At 67.5% G+C, this 20,336-nt stretch carries 20 protein-coding genes; 15 read left to right on the forward strand and 5 right to left on the reverse strand.

Annotated elements, in window-relative coordinates:
• Window positions 1-39: 39 nt before the first annotated feature.
• The 3 genes from ACP699_RS01355 to ACP699_RS01365 are packed head-to-tail and all read right to left on the reverse strand — an operon-like array spanning window position 40 to window position 3,880.
• A complete protein-coding gene (locus tag ACP699_RS01355; protein WP_426168548.1) occupies window positions 40-1,968 on the reverse strand; it encodes an ABC transporter ATP-binding protein in 1,929 nt (642 codons plus the stop codon).
• On the reverse strand, window positions 1,965-2,894 hold the full coding sequence (locus ACP699_RS01360) for an ABC transporter permease (protein WP_055867651.1): 930 nt from the start codon (window positions 2,892-2,894) through the stop codon (window positions 1,965-1,967). Before ACP699_RS01360 ends, ACP699_RS01355 begins: the two co-directional genes overlap by 4 nt.
• A 2-nt stretch (window positions 2,895-2,896) precedes the next feature.
• Window positions 2,897-3,880 carry an ABC transporter permease gene (locus ACP699_RS01365; protein WP_055867654.1) on the reverse strand — a complete coding sequence of 328 codons (984 nt, stop codon included), beginning with the start codon at window positions 3,878-3,880 and terminating at the stop codon, window positions 2,897-2,899.
• Window positions 3,881-4,121: 241 nt separating this feature from the next.
• On the opposite strand from ACP699_RS01365, the gene lepA reads away from it, so the two are divergent.
• From lepA to hemW, 3 genes are all read left to right on the forward strand, one after another.
• Window positions 4,122-5,975, forward strand: a complete 1,854-nt coding sequence (lepA, locus tag ACP699_RS01370; protein ID WP_017830359.1) for a translation elongation factor 4 — start codon at window positions 4,122-4,124, stop codon at window positions 5,973-5,975.
• 84 nt (window positions 5,976-6,059) lie between these two features.
• Window positions 6,060-6,713 carry a DUF1990 family protein gene (locus ACP699_RS01375; RefSeq protein ID WP_017830360.1) on the forward strand — a complete coding sequence of 218 codons (654 nt, stop codon included), beginning with the start codon at window positions 6,060-6,062 and terminating at the stop codon, window positions 6,711-6,713.
• Window positions 6,713-7,930 (forward strand): radical SAM family heme chaperone HemW, encoded by a 1,218-nt coding sequence (gene hemW / locus ACP699_RS01380; RefSeq protein ID WP_288967874.1) that lies wholly within the window; start codon window positions 6,713-6,715, stop codon window positions 7,928-7,930. Before ACP699_RS01375 ends, hemW begins: the two co-directional genes overlap by 1 nt.
• Window positions 7,931-7,943: 13 nt before the next feature.
• On the opposite strand, the gene ACP699_RS01385 is transcribed toward hemW, so the two are convergent.
• Window positions 7,944-9,362, reverse strand: coding sequence for a carboxylesterase/lipase family protein (locus ACP699_RS01385; protein WP_426168556.1), 1,419 nt, complete (start codon window positions 9,360-9,362; stop codon window positions 7,944-7,946).
• 103 nt (window positions 9,363-9,465) lie between these two features.
• On the opposite strand from ACP699_RS01385, the gene hrcA reads away from it, so the two are divergent.
• The 12 genes from hrcA (at window position 9,466) to ACP699_RS01445 (ending at window position 19,563) form a co-directional block, all read left to right on the forward strand.
• The gene (hrcA, locus tag ACP699_RS01390) at window positions 9,466-10,497 is read left to right on the forward strand and encodes a heat-inducible transcriptional repressor HrcA (protein ID WP_426168559.1); all 1,032 of its coding nucleotides are present in this window, start codon (window positions 9,466-9,468) and stop codon (window positions 10,495-10,497) included.
• Between the two features lie 36 nt (window positions 10,498-10,533).
• Window positions 10,534-11,649 carry a molecular chaperone DnaJ gene (gene dnaJ / locus ACP699_RS01395; protein ID WP_031206040.1) on the forward strand — a complete coding sequence of 372 codons (1,116 nt, stop codon included), beginning with the start codon at window positions 10,534-10,536 and terminating at the stop codon, window positions 11,647-11,649.
• A 2-nt stretch (window positions 11,650-11,651) separates the two neighbouring features.
• Entirely contained in the window at window positions 11,652-12,380 is a 729-nt protein-coding gene (locus tag ACP699_RS01400; RefSeq protein ID WP_288968743.1) for a 16S rRNA (uracil(1498)-N(3))-methyltransferase, read from the forward strand.
• Between the two features lie 67 nt (window positions 12,381-12,447).
• A complete protein-coding gene (locus ACP699_RS01405; RefSeq protein WP_426168564.1) occupies window positions 12,448-12,798 on the forward strand; it encodes an HIT domain-containing protein in 351 nt (116 codons plus the stop codon).
• A 79-nt stretch (window positions 12,799-12,877) separates the two neighbouring features.
• Window positions 12,878-13,903, forward strand: a complete 1,026-nt coding sequence (locus ACP699_RS01410) for a PhoH family protein (RefSeq protein WP_229778869.1) — start codon at window positions 12,878-12,880, stop codon at window positions 13,901-13,903.
• A complete protein-coding gene (ybeY, locus tag ACP699_RS01415; RefSeq protein WP_017830368.1) occupies window positions 13,900-14,358 on the forward strand; it encodes an rRNA maturation RNase YbeY in 459 nt (152 codons plus the stop codon). The genes ACP699_RS01410 and ybeY overlap by 4 nt, the downstream gene beginning before the upstream one ends.
• Window positions 14,355-15,650, forward strand: a complete 1,296-nt coding sequence (locus ACP699_RS01420; protein ID WP_017830369.1) for a hemolysin family protein — start codon at window positions 14,355-14,357, stop codon at window positions 15,648-15,650. Before ybeY ends, ACP699_RS01420 begins: the two co-directional genes overlap by 4 nt.
• The gene (gene era, locus ACP699_RS01425; RefSeq protein WP_031206042.1) at window positions 15,643-16,539 is read left to right on the forward strand and encodes a GTPase Era; all 897 of its coding nucleotides are present in this window, start codon (window positions 15,643-15,645) and stop codon (window positions 16,537-16,539) included. The genes ACP699_RS01420 and era overlap by 8 nt, the downstream gene beginning before the upstream one ends.
• 54 nt (window positions 16,540-16,593) lie before the next feature.
• Entirely contained in the window at window positions 16,594-17,115 is a 522-nt protein-coding gene (locus tag ACP699_RS01430; protein WP_426168571.1) for an RNA polymerase sigma factor, read from the forward strand.
• Window positions 17,115-18,083, forward strand: a complete 969-nt coding sequence (locus tag ACP699_RS01435) for a hypothetical protein (protein WP_288968748.1) — start codon at window positions 17,115-17,117, stop codon at window positions 18,081-18,083. The genes ACP699_RS01430 and ACP699_RS01435 overlap by 1 nt, the downstream gene beginning before the upstream one ends.
• A complete protein-coding gene (locus ACP699_RS01440; protein ID WP_426168574.1) occupies window positions 18,080-18,565 on the forward strand; it encodes a hypothetical protein in 486 nt (161 codons plus the stop codon). The genes ACP699_RS01435 and ACP699_RS01440 overlap by 4 nt, the downstream gene beginning before the upstream one ends.
• Before the next feature lie 62 nt (window positions 18,566-18,627).
• Complete coding sequence (locus ACP699_RS01445) at window positions 18,628-19,563, forward strand: quinone oxidoreductase family protein (protein WP_426168577.1); 936 nt, start codon at window positions 18,628-18,630, stop codon at window positions 19,561-19,563.
• Between the two features lies 1 nt (window position 19,564).
• On the opposite strand, the gene ACP699_RS01450 is transcribed toward ACP699_RS01445, so the two are convergent.
• Entirely contained in the window at window positions 19,565-20,212 is a 648-nt protein-coding gene (locus ACP699_RS01450; protein ID WP_256934339.1) for a hypothetical protein, read from the reverse strand.
• Window positions 20,213-20,336 lie beyond the last annotated feature (124 nt).

Consider the following 20,336-nt stretch of genomic DNA (forward strand, 5'->3'; position numbering starts at 1 on the left):
ATATGGGCTAACCGTTACCGGACGGTGATGCGCTCCTCATCAGGAGGCAGCGGGGCGTGCCGACATGGTCGCCGGATCGAACACGATCCGCTCGCGGGTGCGCTCGATGTCGGGGTCCGGCACCGGGATCGCCGACAGCAGAGCCTTGGTGTACGGGTGCTGCGGGTTGTCGAAGACATCGTCCACGTCACCGTGCTCGACGAAGTCGCCGAGATACATCACGGCGACCCGGTCGGCGATGTGTCGGACGACGGACAGGTCGTGGGCCACGAACAGATACGACAGTCCGAGTTTGACCTTGAGGTCGTCCAGCAGATTGATGACGCCGGCCTGGATCGACACGTCGAGCGCGGAGACCGGCTCATCGAGCACCAGGATCTTCGGGTTGGTCGACAGCGCCCTGGCGATGCCGATGCGCTGACGCTGTCCACCGGAGAACGCCTGCGGGAAGCGGTCGCTGTGCGCGGGGTTGAGCCCCACGAGGTCCATCAGCTCCTTGACACGCCGGTGCGCCTCGGCCTTCGGCGTACCGATGGCCGACAGCGGCTCCGAGATGATGTCCGCGACCGTCATGCGGGGGTCGAGGGCGCCCATCGGATCCTGGAACACGATCTGGATGTCGCGGCGCAGCGCCCGCTCCACCTTGTGGCTGCGGATGTCGTTGACGCTGGTTCCCGCGATCACGATGTCGCCCTCGGTCTGCTTGACCATGTCCATGATCTGGAGGAGCGTCGTGGTCTTCCCACTGCCGGACTCGCCGACGATGGCCAGGGTCTCTCCCTCGCGCACGTCGAAGCTGATGCCCTTGATCGCGTGCACCTCGCCGACCTTGCGCTTCAGGAACGCACCCTTGAGCAGGGGGAAGGTCTTGGTGAGGTTCTTCACCTCGAGGGTGATCGGTCGCTGTTCGCGGGGGAGCCGGGTCAGCGGGCTCTCGGGTGCCTCACGAACGGGGTACACGGGCAGACCTCCGAGCAGGCCGCCGTCGGTGATCTCGTTCGCGCGGATGCAGGCTGCACGGTGCTCCTCGCCGCCGCCGGTGAGGACCGGCAGGAGCTCGGGCTCGCTGGTGCGGCACGCGTCCATGACGATGGGGCAGCGGTCAGCGAACGGGCAGGCATCCGGCAGGTCGATCAGCAGGGGAGGGTTGCCCTTGATCGGGGTGAGAGGCTCCTTCTCGGCCTTGTCCACACGAGGGATGGCACCGAGGAGACCGATCGAGTAGGGCATGCGGGTCTGGTGGAACAGCTCGCGGACCGGCGCCTGCTCGACCGGCTTGCCGGAGTACATGACCATCACATCGTCGGCCGTGCGGGCGACGACTCCCATGTCGTGGGTGATCATCATCACGGCGGCACCGGTCTCGGCCTGGGCCTTCTCGATCAGGTCGAGGATCTGCGCCTGGATCGTGACGTCGAGAGCCGTGGTGGGCTCGTCGGCGATGATCAGCTTCGGGTCGTTGGCCATCGCGATGGCGATGACGACGCGCTGCCGCATGCCGCCCGAGAACTCGTGCGGGAAGGACTTCATCCGCTTCTCGGGCTCGGTGATGCCGACCAGCTTGAGGAGATCGATCGAGCGCGCCGTCGCCTCCTTGATGCTGAGGTTGCGGTGCACCGTCAGCGCCTCGATCAGCTGCGCGCCGATCGTGTACACCGGGGTGAGAGAGGTCAGCGGGTCCTGGAAGATCATCGAGATCCCGTTGCCGCGGATGGTGGAGAGCTGCGCGTCGGTCTTTCCCAGGAGCTCCTGGCCGTCGAACACGATCGACCCTGAGACCTTGGCGTTCTCATCGAGCAGGCCCATCACCGCGAGAGAGGTGACGGACTTGCCGGAACCGGACTCGCCGACGATGCCGAGAGTCTTTCCCGCTTCGAGGTCGAAGGAGACGCCGCGCACGGCGTCGACGCGGCCCGCCTCGGAGGCGAAGCTGACCTTGAGGTCGCGGACGGAGAGTACGGGGCTCATGCGCGGCCTCCTGCAGCCGAAGTGGGATCGAGGGCATCGCGCAGTCCATCGGCGATGAGCGCCATGGACACGGTCAGCATGGTGAGGACCAACGCGGGGAAGTAGAACAGCCACGGCGAGCTGGTGATCGAGGAGCTGCCCTCACCGATCAGCGAGCCGAGCGAGACATCGGGGATCTTCACACCGAAGCCGATGAAGGACAGGCCGGTCTCGGTCGTCACCGCCGCGACGATGCCGAGGGTGAAGTTGATGACCAGCAGGGATCCGATGTTCGGGATCAGGTGACGCGTCACGATGCGCAGGCCGCGGACGCCCATGTAGCGCGCGGCCTGGACGTACTCGCGCTCACGCAGTGAGAGGGTCATCGTCCAGATGATGCGAGCGGGGAAGAACCAGCTGACGAAGATCATCACGAACGCGATGACCCACCACACGCCGCCGGAGTCGTTCGAGATGATCGACAGCAGGAGGAAGGTCGGCACGACCATCATGAAGTGGATGACGAGCAGCGCGATTCGCTCGAACCAGCCGCCGAAGTACGCGGCGGCGGTACCGACGAGCGCGGAGAGGATCGTCGTTCCCACCGAGACCGTGATCGCGATCATGAGGGATCGCTGCAGGCCGATGGCGGTCTGCGTGTAGGTGTCGTTGCCGGCACCGTTGGTCCCGAACCAGTGCGCCGCGGACGGCGGCTGGCTCAGCGCGAGGAAGTCCATGCTGTCGACGGCGTACGGCGACAGCAGCGGACCCAGCGTGGAGAAGAGGACCAGCACGAGCAGGACGACGACGCCGCCGACGGCCGGCTTGTTGCGCATGAACCGGCGCGTGTAGAGCGTCCACTTGGACAGCGACTTGTCCGCGGCGCGGTCGGCGCTGGACGGCGCTGCCGGCGGCTCGACGAGGGGATCGATCATATCGGTGGTCATAATCAGCTCACCCTCACTCGCGGGTCGAGAACGACGACGATGATGTCGGCGAGCACCGCACCGATCGCTGTCAGCACGGCGCCGAAAGCGGCGACGGCGACGACGCCGTTGATGTCGTTGTTGTTGATGGTGTCGAGGAAGTACCGCCCCATGCCCTGCCAGGCGAAGATGCGCTCCGTCAGGATCGCGCCGGTGAAGATCGTCGGGATCGTGAACGCGACCTGCGTCGCGACCGGGATGAGCGACGTGCGCAGGGCGTGCTTGCGGACCGCCTGCGCCTTGGTCAGCCCCTTGGCCCGGGCGGTGCGCACGTAGTCGGCGTTGATGTTGTCCAGCAGCAGCGACCGCTGCAGGAAGTGGTACTGGGCGTAGCCGACGATCACGAGCGCGATCGTGGGCAACGTGAGGTGCTGCAGGGTGTCGACCAGCACGGGGAAGAAGCCGGTGACGCCGGGGCTCGAGGAGCCGGTGACGTAGAAGATGCGGACGCCGGTCCACTCGTTGAGGGAGATCGCGAGGAGCACCACGGCGAGTCCGGCGACGATGATGTTCACGTTCATCGTGATGATCGAGGTCGCCTGGCCGATGCGGTCGGCGAGCTTGTACTGACGCGAGGCGGTGTAGACACCGAGCCAGATGCCGAGCACCGCCGCGATGATCGTGGCCCCGAGAACGAGCTCGGCGCTGACCCACATGCGGTATGAGACCTGCTCGTTCACTGACTGACCGGTGGGACTCACACCCCAGTCCCAGCGGATCAGGATGCCGCTGAACCAGTTCCACCACCGCTCGATCAGCGGAACTGTGTCGCTGAGGTTGCGGGGGATGAGGACGTTGTCGATCTGCTCCGGGGAAAGCGGAGGTCGGCGCCCGACGTAGTTGCTGCGCGGATCCAGGAAACCCCACGCCAGGAAGAACGTGAGATTCGTGGCGACCACGATCATGAGCAGCCAGCCGAGTGCTCGGCGCAGGAGGTACTTGATCAAGGGGGGTCAGTCTTTCTCTTCTACAGACGCGCTCGGGATCTGCCGACGCAACGCTGAGTCAGTTGGATACACAATCGCCATCCACCGAACTCTGCGACGCGACGACCATCACGGGGTGTATGACGGAGTCTTATCGCTTGCGGGATCCGGTGTCACGGATTTTCCCTGGCAACTTCGGGAGACTATCACCGGTATGCCCGAATCGGGGATTAGCCTCCCCTGACCGTAGAATCGAGTGGACATGTCCCCACGCGCTCTCACTCCTCTTCAGCCTGCTGCGACGCCGGCTGCGCAGATCCGTAACTTCTGCATCATCGCCCACATCGATCACGGCAAGTCGACGCTCGCCGACCGCATGCTCCAGATCACCGGAGTCGTCTCCGATCGCGACATGCGTGCGCAGTACCTCGACCGCATGGACATCGAGCGCGAGCGCGGCATCACCATCAAGAGCCAGGCGGTCAGGATGCCGTGGGAGCTCGATGGTCAGACCGTCGCTCTGAACATGATCGACACGCCCGGTCACGTCGACTTCACCTACGAGGTCTCGCGTTCGCTCGCGGCCTGTGAGGGAGCGATCCTGCTCGTCGACGCCGCACAGGGCATCGAGGCGCAGACTCTCGCAAACCTCTACCTGGCGCTCGAGAACGACCTGCACATCATCCCGGTGCTCAACAAGATCGACCTGCCGGCCGCCGACCCGGAGAAGTACGCCAAGGAGCTGGCTTCACTCATCGGCGGCAAGCCGGAGGACGTGCTGCGCGTCTCGGGCAAGACCGGTGTCGGCGTCGAAGAGCTGCTCGACCGGTTGGTCCAGGAGATCCCCGCGCCGACCGGCGACGCGGATGCTCCGGCCCGCGCGATGATCTTCGACTCGGTGTACGACGCCTACCGCGGTGTGGTCACCTACGTGCGCATGGTCGACGGAAGCCTGTCACCGCGCGAGCGCATCCAGATGATGTCCACCGGAGCGAACCACGAAGCCCTCGAGGTCGGCGTGTCGAGCCCGGAGCCGACTCCGACCAAGGGGCTCGGCGTCGGCGAGGTGGGCTACCTCATCACAGGTGTGAAGGATGTGCGCCAGTCGAAGGTCGGCGACACCATCACCACGTCGCGGAAGCCGGCATCCGAGGCCCTGCCGGGATACACCGACCCGAAGCCGATGGTCTTCTCCGGGCTGTACCCGATCGACGGCAGCGACTACGCCGAGCTGCGCGAGGCCCTCGACAAGCTCAAGCTCTCCGACGCTTCCCTCGTGTACGAGCCGGAGACCTCGGTCGCGCTCGGTTTCGGTTTCCGCTGCGGCTTCCTCGGACTGCTGCACCTCGAGATCATCACCGAGCGTCTGGCCCGCGAGTTCAACCTCGACCTCATCACGACCGCGCCCAGCGTGATCTACGAGGTACTGACGAGCGACACCGGCGAGACCGTCACCGTGACCAACCCAAGCGAGTATCCCGACGGGCGCATCGGGTCGGTGTCGGAGCCGATGGTCAAGGCGGCGATCCTGCTGCCCAAGGACTACGTCGGCACGGTCATGGAGCTGTGCCAGTCGCGTCGTGGAACGCTGCTCGGCATGGAGTACTTCTCCGAGGAGCGCGTCGAGCTGCGCTACAACATGCCGCTCGGCGAGATCGTGTTCGACTTCTTCGACCAGCTCAAGTCGAAGACGCAGGGCTACGCCTCGCTCGACTACGAGCCCTCAGGGCAGCAGGAAGCCGACCTCGTGAAGGTCGACATCCTCCTCCAGGGCGAGAAGGTCGACGCGTTCAGCTCCATCGTCCACCGTGAGAAGGCCTACGCCTACGGCACGATGATGGCCGAGCGTCTGCGCAAGCTCATCCCTCGCCAGCAGTTCGAGGTGCCGATCCAGGCCGCGATTGGTGCCCGCATCATCGCGCGCGAGACGATCCGCGCTATTCGCAAGGACGTGCTCGCCAAGTGCTACGGCGGTGATATCACCCGCAAGCGCAAGCTCCTCGAGAAGCAGAAAGAGGGCAAGAAGCGCATGAAGATGGTCGGCCGCGTCGAGGTCCCCCAGGAGGCGTTCATCGCCGCGCTCTCGGGCGACGTCGAAGGCAAGGACAAGAAGTAGCGAGCCTCGATCGCGCCCGGGGGATATGACGCCCCGCGGCGCGTGGGGGTGTTCGCTCAGGTAACGCGAAGTAGGGTGGAAGTCATGCGGCGCGGGACTTTCCGAGACGACACGGTGGACTATGCGGCCGTGGGTGCGACCCATGCGCCCGACCTGATGCAGTACCCGCCGGAGCGCAGCATCCCGGCGGAGGAGTCCTGGCGCATCGGCAGCGGTGTCGAACGTTTCCAGACCGCCGGTGAAGCCCTTCTGTCGTGGACCGCGCAGCGTGCGGCCGGACTGTCGGTGGAAGACGTGCGTCCTGCGCCAGGGCCCGCCTATGCGGGCGTGAGCTTCGATGCCGAAGGCAATCCGATCGCGCCGAGCAAGCGCGACGTCGAGCCCCGCTACGACGCGGAGGGCATGCCCTTCGTCGGGGCGGGGATGACGCTGCACCTTCGAGGACGCGTCGCCGGCATGCGCGCCGATTCCGAGCTGCGAGTGATCTCCGTCACGGAGGAGACCCGACGCGTCGGCTTCGTCCTCGGGACGGTCGGCGGATCGGTGGTCAGCGGCGAGGAGTCCTTCGATGTGGACTGGCGCGAGGACAACGACGAGGTGTGGTTCACCGTCCGCGCGTTCGACGCGCCGAACGGTCTTCTCTACCGCACGATTCCGGCGCTCGTGAAGCGTCGCCGCCGTGAGCTCTTCGCACGCTACCTCCGGGCGATCTCCCCGCTCTACGCGACCCCGCTCTGATGGCGGGACCGCTTCCTCTCGGAGACCCCGCGCCCGCGGACGGGCACCTGCCGGCCGATCTTCCGATCGATACGACGGTGCCGTTCTCCGCGTATCTGCACATTCCGTTCTGCACTGTGCGCTGCGGGTACTGCGACTTCAACACCTACACGTCGACCGAACTGCGCGGGGCGAAGCAGGAGGACTACGCGTCGACCCTGATCTCCGAGATCGCGCTCGCCCGTCGAGTGCTGGGCGACGCGGGAGCGCTGCGGCCGATGGACACGGTCTTCTTCGGCGGCGGTACGCCGACTCTTCTTCCCGCAGGTGACCTCGCGCGCATGCTCGAAGCGGTGACCGGTGCCTTCGGCCTCGCCGATGGAGCGGAGGTCACGGTCGAGGCGAATCCCGACACCGTGACGCCCGAGGTGGCCCGCACTCTGGCGCGAGCCGGAGTCACGAGGATGTCGGTCGGCATGCAGTCGGCTGTTCCGCACGTGCTCGCCGCGCTCGATCGCACCCATCGCCCGGAGAACGTGCGCACCGCCGTTGCCGCAGCGAAGGACGCGGGGCTCGCGGTGAGCGTCGACCTAATCTACGGGGCCCCGGGGGAGTCGCTGTCCGACTGGGAGGCCTCCCTCGATGCCGCGCTGGTGCTCGAACCCGACCACATCTCCGCCTACGCGCTCATCATCGAGGACGGCACGAAGCTCGCCCGCCAGATCCGCCGCGGCGAGGTTCCGACTCCGGATGACGACCTCCAGGCCGACATGTACGAGCTCGCCGATGCCCGTCTCGCGGACGGCGGCTTCGACTGGTATGAGGTGAGCAACTGGGCGCGCACGCCCGATCGCCGTTCCCGCCACAACCTCGCGTACTGGCGGGGGAGCGACTGGTGGGGCTTCGGTCCCGGTGCGCACAGCCACGTCGCCGGTTTGCGCTGGTGGAACGTGAAGCACCCGGCCGCCTACGCGCAGCGTCTGGCGGCAGCCGAATCGCCGGCGGCCGGAACCGAGCGCCCGGACGACGAGTCGCGCACGCTCGAGCGCATCCTGCTGCTCAGCCGCATCCGCGAGGGGATCGCCGTCGATGACGTGCCGAGCGCGAACCGGAGCAGAGTCGCCGGGCTCATGGCCGACGGGCTCATCGACCCGGTCGCGGCGCTCCAGGGACGCATCCGGCTGACCCTGCGCGGTCGCCTTCTCGCCGACGCCGTGGTTCGCGAACTGACCGACTGACCGACGGCCGCCGTCAGCCGGGGAGCAGATCCATCGCGGCTGTTCGTCGCTGCGCCACCGTCGTGCTGTCCGCATCGAAGAGTCGCGTCCGGCGACCCGATCCGTACGCGGGCCAGCCGGGGTCGCCCGTGGTCACGAACGCGACCCACGCGGCGTTCATCTCGGCGGCGAGTCCACGGGGAGCGTCAGGGCCGGCCATGCGCTGGGCCTCGGCATCGTCGAGCCGGTCGAAAACGAAGCCGAGTTCCAGCGCGTGGGCCGCGCGCAGGTCTCGGACCGGACTCGGCCATGCGAACTCGTAGACGTGCGTCGCGTCTGGGCGAGCGGCCGCCACCCGACTCAGGGGCGCCCGCAGCATCATGTCGGTGACGAGCTGCCCGAAGATCTCTCCGGTGATCGCTCCGGGGAAGGCCGAGCGGTACTTGGCGATCGCGCGCCGGGGAATCCGGGAGAGGACCCGGGCGGCTTGCATCTTGAACTCGCTGATGCCCGCGAGCGCCTCGGGTGGGAACCAGAGCCGATACTCGTCGGTGTTGCTGCCGATGAGTAGAGGAGTGTCGATCTCTGCGAGAACCTCGTGCGGCGACCGGGGAAGGCTGTCGGGGTCGATCGCGAACTGGTAGCCCGGTGCTCCGCCGAGCGGCGACGACCCCGCGGCCTGCGCCCTCCGCGCTTCCAGGAGCTGCTCGGGTGTCAGCGCCGCGAAGGACTCGCGGTCCGCTCGTACCCCGAGCCGCTTCGCGAGCTGTGCGGTCACCCGTCCCGCCTTCCGCGCCGTCTGCGCCTGGAGCGGTCCTGATTCGATGATGGCCCTGCTGATCAGCTCGCGGGAGCTGTCGCGAGCGAGGAGGCCGGCGACGATCGCTCCGCCGGCCGACTCGCCCATCGCGGTGATCCGCGCCGGATCACCGCCGAACGCGCTGATCTCACGGTGCACCCACTCCAGCGCGGCGGCGGCATCGCGCAGACCGAGGTTTCGGGGCGCGCCCTCCAACACCGAGAAACCCTCCGAACCCAGTCGGTAGTTGATCGAGACGAAGACGATGCCCGCCGTGGCGAAGACCGTGCCGTCGTAGAGGGGCAGCGCAGCGGTGCCTCGTTCCAAGGCGCCGCCGTGGATCCACAGCAGCACCGGCGCACCGGAAGCGTCCGACGGCGCCCACACGTTCGCGGTGAGGATGTCGTCGCCGTCGATGCGCACGGAACCCAGCAGCTCGCCGATGGCGCCGGCGTAGGGAACCTGGGGAGCGGTCGGACCGAACCGCGTCGCATCTCTCGCCCCTTCCCAGCTCACGGCCGGATGCGGCGCGCGGAACCTGTTCTCCCCGAACGGCGCCTGCGCGTAGGGAATGCCGAGGTAGCGGACGATCCCGGCCTCCTCGGTGCCGCTGACGATGCCGCTCGACAAGGTGGCCTGGGGCGAGGTGGTCATGAGCGTCATCCTAGGGTCGTGTGCCCGAGGTACGGAGAATCCCGAGCTGCACGGGGTAGGATTGGCACTCTGAACGTCCGAGTGCCAGCGGAAGGGAAGGGTGATGGTCACAGAGCGAGGACTCCAGGTTCTCCGCGCGATCGTGCAGGACTACGTCGAGACCCACGAGCCCGTCGGCAGCCGATCCATCGTCGACCGGCACTCCTTCGGCGTCTCCGCGGCGACAATCCGCAACGACATGGCGCTGCTCGAGGACGAAGAGCTCATCACGGCTCCGCACACCTCGTCAGGGCGCGTGCCCACCGACAAGGGCTATCGGGTGTTCGTGAATCACCTCGCCCAGCTGCGACCGCTCTCGTCGGCTCAGCGCTCGGCGATCGAGTCGTTCCTCGGCGAGCCTGCCGACCTCGATGACCTGATGGTCCGCACGGTGCGGGTGCTCACGCAGCTGACAGGACAGGTCGCGCTCGCCCAATATCCCTCCTTCGCGCGCGCGCACGTCACGCACGTCGAGCTGGTCGCGCTGGCGCCGAATCGGCTTCTCATCGTGCTGGTGACCGATGCGGGTGGAGTCTCTCAGCGCATGGCCGTCCTCCCGGAGGCGATCGACGACGCCGATATGGCGGTGCTTCGCGCCCGACTGTCCGCGTTGATCACCGGTCAGGGCATCGGCGAGGCCTCCGACCGTCTGCAGGCGTTGCTGGCCGCCGAGGAGACGCCGCAGGATGCGGTGCTGCGCACGCTCGCCGGTGTCGTCGTGGACGAGCTCGGCGGATTCCGTCAGGAGCGTCTGGTGATGGCGGGAGCGGCGACCCTCGCGCGCCGGGAGCAGGACTTCCGCGGCAGCATCCACCCCCTCCTCGAAGCCATCGAGGAGCAGGTCACGCTGCTGCGTCTGATGAGTGAGATGGTGACGGACGAGCACGGGCTCGCCGCCAGCATCGGCACCGAGAACGCCCCGTTCGGGCTCGGTGAGGCGTCGATCGTCGCCAGCAACTACGCCGCGCCCAGTGGCACGGCGCGCGTCGGCGTGATGGGGCCGACGCGCATGGACTACCCGAGCAACCTCGCCGCAGCGCGGGCCGTGGCCCGCTACCTGTCTCGGATGCTCGATGAAGACGAGGCCGGCCGCTGACGCGGTCGCCGACAGTACACACGCAGAAAGGCGATCGTGGCGGACCACTATGAGGTTCTCGGGGTGTCCCGAGACGCTTCCACCGACGAGATCAAGAAGGCGTACCGACGTCTCGCACGGCAGTTGCACCCGGATGTGAACCCGGGAGAAGACGCTGCGGAGAAGTTCAAGCTCGTCACGCACGCGTACGACGTGCTCAGCGACGACGACTCCCGCCGACGCTATGACATGGGCGGCGGAGACGGCGCTGCGGGGAACTTCGGTGGGTTCGGCGGGTTCGGCGACATCTTCGAGACGTTCTTCGGCGCCTCGCAGGGCGGCGGACGCGGTGCGCGTCCGCGTTCGCGCCGCGAGCGGGGCCAGGACGCCCTCGTCCGCGTGACGCTCGATCTCGGCGACGTCGTGTTCGGAGCGCACCGTGACATCGACGTCGACACGGCGGTGCTGTGCGAGACGTGTCAGGGTTCGTGCTGCCAGGAGGGCACCTCCCCGGTCACCTGCGACATCTGCGGCGGCTCCGGTCACGTGCAGCGTCAGGTCCGCAGCCTGCTCGGCAACGTCGTCACCTCCCAGCCCTGCGGCACCTGCGAGGGCTACGGCACGACGATCCCGTACCCCTGTGGCACCTGCGGCGGCCAGGGCCGTGTGCGTTCGCGCCGTACGGTGTCGCTCGACATCCCGGCCGGCGTCGAGACCGGACTCCGTCTGCAGCTGCCCGGCTCCGGCGAGGTCGGCAAGGCGGGCGGACCGAACGGAGACCTCTACGTGGAGGTGACGGTCAACCCGCACGCGGCCTTCAGTCGTGACGGCGACGACCTGCTCGCGACCTTGGAGGTGTCCATGACGGATGCGATCCTCGGCACCGAGACCAAGATCCAGGGGCTCGACGGCGAGGTCGACCTCGAGATCCGCCCCGGCGTGCAGTCCGGCGACGTGCTCACGATCAAGGGCAGGGGCATCACCCCGCTTCGTGGCACGCAGCGGGGCGACCTGCGCGTCGGCGTTCAGGTGCTCACCCCCACGCGGCTGGATTCCGCGCAGCGGGCGCTCATCGAGGATTTCGCGAAGAAGGCGAAGTCGCCCGAGCCGCAGCTGGCACAGTTCCAGCAGGGACTCTTCTCCAAGCTCCGCGACCGCTTCCGCAGCCACTGATCATGGCACTGCATTTCCTCGTCGAGTCGTCGACGGATGCCGCTGTCGGCGACCTCGTGTCGTTGACCGGGGCCGAGGCGAAGCACGCAGCCGTCGTGAGACGACTTCGCGTCGGCGAGGCGGTCACGGTCGGCGACGGTGCCGGAGTGTGGTTGGCCGGGACCGCCGAGGAGGTGTCTCCCGCTCGCGTCGATGTGCGCATCGCGGAGCGCGTCGAGCATCCTGCGCCCACGCCGCGGATCGTCCTGGTCCAGGCGCTGGCGAAGGGCGATCGCGACGAGCTCGCCGTGCAGGCCGCGTGCGAACTCGGCGTCGACGAGATCGTGCCCTGGCAGGCGAGCCGGAGCGTGTCGCGCTGGGAGGGACCGAAGGCGGCGAAGGGCCGCGAACGTTGGGCGACCATCGTGCGCGAGGCCGCCAAGCAGGCTCACCGCGCCTGGCTCCCCGACGTCGTCGCGCCGGTGTCGACCACGCAGCTCGCCGAGCGGGCGCGTGAGCAGCGCGTTCTGCTGCTCGATCCGACCGCGCCCGTGCGACTCTCGGAGATCGAGCCGGACGACCGTGACCTGGTGCTGGTCGTGGGGCCGGAGGGAGGGATCTCCGAGGAGGAGCTCCGCCGGTTGACGGAGGCGGGGGCCGAACGCGTGCTCCTCGGGGACACGGTGCTGCGCACCTCGACGGCGGGACCTGCCGCGATCGCCGTGCTGTCGGTCGCGCTCGGGCGATGGTGACGGCACCGCGAGCACACGACGACGGGCTCACGGCTGCGGGGTCGCTGTGGTCAGTAGACTTGTCGGCATGACGGACACCTCGATCTTCACGCGCATTCTGAACGGGGAGATCCCTGCCGAGATCATCGGCGAGACCGACCGCCTCTTCGCTCTGCGCGACATCGCCCCGCAGGCACCGGTGCATCTGCTCGTGGTGCCGAAGTCGGCGGACTACCGCGATGTCACCGAACTCGCTGCGGGGGATCCCGCTCTGCTGGCCGAGATGATCGCCTTCGCGGGGACGCTCGCCAAGGAGCACACCGAAGACGGCGACTTCCGCCTCGTCTTCAACACCGGCGCCAACGCCGGACAGACCGTTTTCCACGTCCACGCGCATGTGCTGGCCGGCGGATTGACCGAGAAGAGCGTCGGTGCCTGAGAACCACGAACCCCAGGAGCGGAGCCTCGGCGGCCAGCCTCCCGAGGCGGTCGAGAAGATCTACGCCGACGGCGTCGCGATGGTCCAGCTGCTCGGGCCGCAGGACCGGCTTCTGCGGATGCTGGAGAAGGAGCACCGTGACGTCCAGGTGCTGGTGCGCGGCAACGAGATCACACTCAGCGGCACCGCCGATGCGGTCGCGAAGGCGAAGACACTGGTCGAAGAGCTTCTCGAGATGACCAGGGCAGGCCATGATCTGGCCCCGAGCGATGTCTCCAGCTCAGCACGCATGCTGCGGCAGGAGGGGGGCCCGCGTCCGAGCGAGGTCCTGGGCGAGGCCATCCTGACGACGCGCGGCAAGGTCATCCGTCCGAAGACCCTCGGGCAGAAGGAGTACGTCGACGCGATCGAAGAGAACACGATCGTGTTCGGCATCGGTCCCGCCGGTACCGGCAAGACCTACCTCGCGATGGCGAAGGCTGTGCAGGCGCTCCAGCGCAAAGAGGTCACCCGCATCATCCTCACGCGTCCCGCCGTCGAGGCGGGGGAGCGGCTCGGTTTCCTCCCCGGCACCCTGACCGACAAGATCGATCCGTACCTGCGCCCGCTGTACGACGCGCTCAACGAGATGATGGACCCGGAGATCGTCCCGCGCCTCATGGCGACCGGCACGATCGAGGTGGCACCTCTCGCCTACATGCGCGGCCGTACCCTCAACGACTCCTTCGTCGTGCTCGACGAGGCGCAGAACACCACCCCCGAGCAGATGAAGATGTTCCTGACCCGTCTCGGCTTCGGCACGCGGATGGTCGTCACCGGTGACATCACGCAGGTCGACCTTCCGCAGGGGTCCTCGGGACTCCGCCTGGTGACCCGCGTGCTCGACGGCATCGACGACATCCACTTCTCCCGGCTCACGAGTGACGACGTCGTGCGGCATTCGCTGGTGGGACGCATCGTCGACGCGTACAGCGAATACGACGAGAAACGCACCGCGCAGCGGTTCGAGCGCGAACAGGCGGCCGAGTTCGCCAATCGGGCCGAGCGCAGGGGAGCACAACGACCAGGACCGCGTGACCGCGCGCCGAAACGAGGACTCTCATGATCGAGATCAACAACGAGTCGGCCATCGACGTCGACGAGGCCGTGCTGCAGCGGCTGACGGACTTCAACCTCGCGCAGCTGCACGTCAGCCCGGATGCCGAGGTGGCGATCGTCCTCGTCGACGAGGGAGCCATGGAAGCCCTCCACGTGCAGTGGATGGATGAGCCCGGTCCCACCGACGTGCTGAGTTTCCCGATGGACGAGCTGCGTCCCGGAACCGAGGACCGTCCGACGGCTCCCGGCCTGCTCGGCGACATCGTGCTCTGCCCGCAGGTGGCCGAGACGCAGGCGCAGGCTGCGGGCCACACTCTGATGGACGAGCTCATCCTGCTCACCACTCACGGGCTGCTGCACCTCCTCGGTTTCGATCACGCCGAGCCCGACGAGGAGCGTGAGATGTTCGGGCTGCAGAAGGAGCTGATCCAGGGCTTCGCCGCAGCTGAACGCCGGCGATGACCGCGGCTCTCCTCCTGATCGCCGCCGTTCTGCTGGTGGCGTTCGGCGGTCTCATGTCTGCGATCGACGCCGCATACGGAGTCACATCGCGCGCCGGGCTCGCCGACATGGCGACAGAGGGTCGCAGAGCCAAGGCGCTGGGTCGCATCGCCGCTGACCTCGACGCGCACGTGAACGCCGTGGCCTTCATCCGCGTGCTCGCGGAGGTCACAGCGGCCGTGCTGGTGACGGTGGCATTCACGATCCTGATCGAGAACAACTGGTGGGCGATGCTCGCCGCCGCCGTCCTCATGACGGCCATCACGTTCGTGCTCGTGGGAGCGAGTCCTCGGTCGTTCGGTCGCCAGCACGCCGAGGCGATGATCCGCGGCACGGCCTCGATCGTGCGAGGGCTCCGGATCTTCCTCGGGCCGCTTGCACAGGGGCTCGTCCTGCTCGGCAACCGCGTGACGCCCGGCACGGGCCGCAGCTCCTTCACCAGCGAGGACCAACTGCTCAGCATGGTCGACGAGGCGGCGTCGAACGACCTCATCGAGGAGGACGACCGCGATCTCATCCACTCGGTCTTCGACTTCACCGATCAGTTCGTCCGCGCCGTGATGGTGCCCCGCACGGAGATGGTCACGGTCGATGCGACGGCGACCACGGACGAGGCGATGTCGCTCTTCCTGAACCGCGGTGTGTCCCGGATGCCCGTCGTCGATGATGATGCCGACGACGTCGTAGGAGTGCTGTACCTCAAGGATCTCGTGCAGTTCGCGTACCGCGACGACAGTGCGTGGCGCTCGGCGTCGATCCGGCCGATCGCCCGCCCTGCGACCTTCGTCCCCGAGTCGATGCGCGCGGAGACGCTCCTGCAGCAGATGAAGCGCGACGCCGTGCACGTGTGTCTGGTGATCGACGAGCACGGGGGGATCTCTGGCCTGGTCACTCTGGAGGATCTGATCGAGGAACTCGTCGGCGAGATCTCCGACGAGTACGATCAGGTATCGGCGGAATTCGTCGATCTCGGTCACGGGCGATACCGCGTGAGCGCCCGACTCTCGCTCGAGGATGTCGGCGATCTGTTCGGTCTCGAGCTCGAGGACGAGGACGTCGATTCGATCGGCGGTCTGCTCGGCAAGGCGCTGGGACAGGTTCCGCAGCCCGGGGCGACGGCTACCGTGGAAGGCTTGGTGCTCACGGGCGGCGCATCGCGCGGTCGTGGGCGAGGGATCGCGACGGTGTTCGTGGAACGTGCGGCGGGGGAACCCGACGATGTGCAGGATGAAGGAGATCGAGACGATGACTGACGACACTCGAAGCGGGTTCGTGACCTTCGTCGGCCGCCCCAATGTCGGGAAGTCGACGCTCACCAACGCGCTCGTCGGCGAGAAGATCGCGATCACCAGCGAGAAGCCGCAGACGACGCGTCGGGCGATCCGCGGAATCGTCAACCGGCCGGAGGGGCAGCTCGTCATCGTCGACACCCCCGGCATCCACAAGCCGCGTACGCTGCTCGGCGAGCGGCTCAACGATCTCGTCGAGCAGGTGCTGGGCGACGTCGACGTGATCGGCTTCTGTGTACCCGCCAACGAGAAGGTCGGCCCCGGAGACCGGCGGATCGCCGCCTCCCTCGACGGCTACCCGCGCGCGAAGAAGATCGCGATCGTGACCAAGATGGATGCGGCCGGGCGCGACGAGGTCACCGAGCGGCTGATGGAGGTCGACTCGCTCCGGGAGGACTGGGCCGCGGTCATCCCGCTGTCCGCGCTGACCCGTGAGCAGCTCGACGTGCTTTCTGACGAGATCCTCTCGCTGATGCCGCAGGGTCCTGCGCTGTATCCTGAGGGCATCACGACCGACGAGTCGGAAGAGGATCGGATCGCGGAGATGATCCGCGAGGCCGCCCTCGAGGGCGTGCGCGATGAGCTTCCGCACTCGATCGCCGTCGTGATCGACGACATCGCACCCCGGGAGGGCACCGACCTGACCGACGTGCATGCCTCGATCGTGGTCGAACGGGACAGCCAGAAGGCGATCATCATCGGGCACAAGGGAAAGCGGCTCAGCGAGGTGGGTGCACGCGCGCGTGTCGGGATCGAAGAGCTGCTGGGAACACGCGTGTTCCTCGGGCTGCATGTGAAGGTCGCGAAGGAATGGCAGCGCGATCCGAAGCAGCTCGGCAGGCTCGGATTCTGAGATGACGTCCGGCACCACGTCGATGGCGGCGGGAAGACCGCCGACCCCGGCGACATGAGCGGTCGCAGCGAAGACCCGGATCCGCTGCGCACCGAGGTCTTCACCCGAGTGTTCGACGAGCACTGGGCGGCAGTGCGCCATCACATCGAGGGTGTGGTCGGTGCGGAGGAGGAAGTCACCGAGATCGTCTCGGAGGTGTTCCTTCTCGCGTGGACGAAGCTCAGACCCGCGCGACCGCCGAGTCGCGTCTGGCTGCTGCGCGCCGCGGATCGGAGGCTACGTGCGCGTTCGGGTCGATCGTCCACTCCGTATGGCGCGCTCGACGCGGTGCATGTGGGCGTCTCATGCGATGATGCTCCGCCGGATCAACGGAACCGCGTCGAAGTCCTCCGGGCCTTGTCTGTCCTCACCCCAGCTCAGCGGCGTATCATCATGCTCACGTACTGGGATGGACTCGCGGTGGGGGAGATCGCGGAGTTGATGCGTGCTTCCGAGTTCCGGGTGCGCAAGACGCTGGGACGCGCGCGGCATCGCCTGTGCGCGGAGCTGGGACTGGAGGGGGTGGACAACGGGTGATGACTGAGAACGCCGTGCTCGAACGGATGCTGAGCGAAGCCGACCCCGCGCCGACGCTCCGTGACGCTGCGCCCGATGCGCGGGCGCTTGCCACACGTGACCGCATCCTCCGCACGAGCACGGCACCGAGTCGTCGTCGAGTGCGTGCTGTCGGATGGGCTTCGGGTCTCGTCGCCGCGGCCGCATGCGCTGCGGTGGCCTTCACGCTGATGATGCCCACGGGAGCCGCGGTCGCAGGGACTCCGTCTCCGTTGGCCTTCGGTGAATCGGAGACGGTTGCGGAGATCGTCGATGCCGCCGAGGTCGATCTCGCGGCGGTTCCGGGGCCCGCGGAACCGGAGCGTCACGTGCGCGCCGCATCGTGGACCCTCTCTCTCGATGACGCGAAGATCACGCCGCAGTTCTCTGTGCTCACCTGGAACGCGGATCTCTCCGGGCGGGTGGTGATGTACGCCGGCGTGCCGTATGAATCCACTGACGCCGTCGCGAACAACAGCGCCGAGGTCCGCAGCAGCGGTGAGGTGACCATGGATCTCGTGATGTCACCAGGAGAGTTCAGCACGCCGGTTCCGGAGGCACCGGGTGCGTCGCACGATGAGCTCATGGCGGCGCTCCACGCATTCGGGATGCCGGATTCGCCGAACGCGTTCGAGGTCGCCACGGCGATCACATCGCTCATCGAGCAGTGGACTCTCACCAACGCGCAGCATGCCGAACTCCTGTCCATCGTCGAGAACACGGCGGGAGTCGAGGGACTCGGCATCGCGACCGACCGACTCGGCCGTTCCGTTCTAGGGATGCGGATGGTGTCGGGAGACGGTGACGCGAGCAACGTGCTTCTCGTATCGGCTGACACCGGGCGGATCGTCGGGCTGGAGACCATAGCCCTGCGTGACGTCGGAGCGGCCCCCGTCGGCGCGGTGACGGGCTATCGCATGTGGGGCCTAAGTGAAGGTGAGGCGGAGTGAAGAAGCTGACTGTTCTTGCCGCGATGACGATCGCTTCGCTTCTGACGACCATGATCACGCCGTTGATGGCGAGTGCGAGCACGGACATGGATAATGTCCATCCGGAGATCGCGGAGGCCCTGAGTCAGATCCCTGGTGGTGTCGTGATCGATGCCACCCACGCCTACTGGGCGGAGTGGGACATGGATCTGCGGGTGCTGGGCTCCGCGGGGCTGGCGGCCCGATCAGTCGGGAGCTGTGCTACCGGCAAGATCTGCGCCTACACTTCTGGGTCCCTGGTCAATATGTATGTCAGTTGGGGCGCCTGCTCGACGAGTCTCCCCGTACCGAACTCGTCTCAGTACGCCATGCGTTCCTTGGCCAATGCCCGCAGCACGGGCTATGCACAAGCTCGAAACGGCACGACGGTGCTGGCGACCGCGAATGCGGGAGGCTGGACGAACGTCTCAGGAACTCCGAACTTGATCAGGTGCGTGCTCTGAGCAGCTCTCGGGCTCTCGAGCTCTCTGGGTGATGCTCGACACGTCCTCGCGAAGGGATGATGATGGCTTGGCGATGGCTGGCGACGGCGTGGGGCCCTCCTGAGACGTGGGAGTTCGTCGAACACGACGTCCCTGCTCCCGAAACGGGCGAGGTCAGGATCCGCGTCCGTGCCGCGGGGGTGAACCCCGCCGACGCGAAGCATGTGGCTGCCGCCCGCCCGGGCGCCGAACTGCCCGTGCCGATCGGGTACGAGATCTCGGGGGAGGTCTCGGCGATCGGCGCGGACACCCGGATCGGTTCGGGCGCCGTCGACATCGGTGACGAGGTCATCGCCTTCCGCGTGCGCGGCGGCTACGCGACAGAGATCACCGTGCCCGCCGAGAAGGTGTTCGCGAAGCCGTCGACTCTCACGCATCCTGAGGCGGCGAACCTGCTGCTCGTCGGCACGACCGCCGCGGAGATGCTCGCCGTCACCGGTGCGGCGCCGGGGGAGACGATCCTTCTCCATGGCGCTTCCGGCGCTGTCGGGGTGAGTGTGTTGCAGCAGGCGCGACTCCGTGGCGTCCGCGTCATCGGATCGGCGAGCGAGGCCCGCTTTGAGGAGGTGCGACGGTTCGGGGGCATTCCGGTGGAGTACGGCCCGGGGCTCGCCGGTCGCGTGCGCGATCTGGCGGGCGATCCGATCGCCGCGGCGCTGGATGCGGTGGGGACGAACGAGGCTGTCGACGTGTCCCTCGAACTCGTCCGAGACCGTCGGCGGATCGTCACGATCGCCGCTGCCGGTAGAGCCGCGACCGACGGCATCACGTTCATCGCGGGTTCGATGCCCGAAAGCGCCCGCTTCCGCGACGAGGTGCGTGGCGAGCTGATCGCTCTGGCGCAGAACGGCGATCTCGTCGTCCCCGTGGCCCGCGCCTTTGCCCTGGGCGAGGCACCCGTGGCGCATCGGCTTCTCGCCACCGGGCATCCCGGCGGCAAGCTCGCGCTGGTCCCGTAGATCAGTCGATCTCGCGGAGCGCGGAGGCCACGATCACGACGTCGTCGCCGTACTCGGCATCGACGGCATCCTGCATGCTTCCGTCGTCCCACACGACACTCAGCCAGACGTACCCGCGATCGGTGCGGAGAGCGAGTGCCTCCTCGCCGAGACGTGCGGAGATGTCGTCCTGGATCCGGGTGAGCTCATCGCTCGGCGTCGCGCCGTCCACCCCGCCCGTCGGATCCTCCGGAGCGATCGGGTCGTACAGCGCGAGCATGATGGGTGCGTCGGTGTTGGTGAGTCGCTCGCCGTCGAAGGTCGCATACACGGCATAGGCCCCCCAGGTGGTCTCCCCGCTGGACTCGCTTCCCTCCACGCCCTCCCAGGACCAGTCGTCGAGAGGGACTCCGCTGCACTGCGGAGGGTACGACTCCCTGATCGCGCCCATGCACAGCTGCACGTCGCCTGCCACGTCCAGCACCGTGCCCACCCCGATGACGCGCCCGTCAGGGAGATCGGGGCGGACGTTCTCGAGGCGCTGGTCGGAGGGCACCGTCGTGCTCGTAGGGGCCGCGGAGCTTCCGGGGCCCGACGTGCACGCGCTCAGGAACAGGAGGCCGACGGCTGAGGCCGCGGCGATGGCCAGGCGACGCTGCGATGTGCTCATACCGGGGAGTGTCGTCACCGCCGTGATCGTCTCAGCCTCGTCGAAACCGTCATGGCATCCCTGCTACCATGACCTCATGCCTTTCGGCGGTCTGCTTCTTCTTAGCTGCCGCGACGAGTCCTAA

This window comes from Microbacterium sp. DWRC1-3 (assembly GCF_049896645.1).
In the GTDB taxonomy this organism is placed as follows: Bacteria; Actinomycetota; Actinomycetes; order Actinomycetales; family Microbacteriaceae; genus Microbacterium; species Microbacterium maritypicum.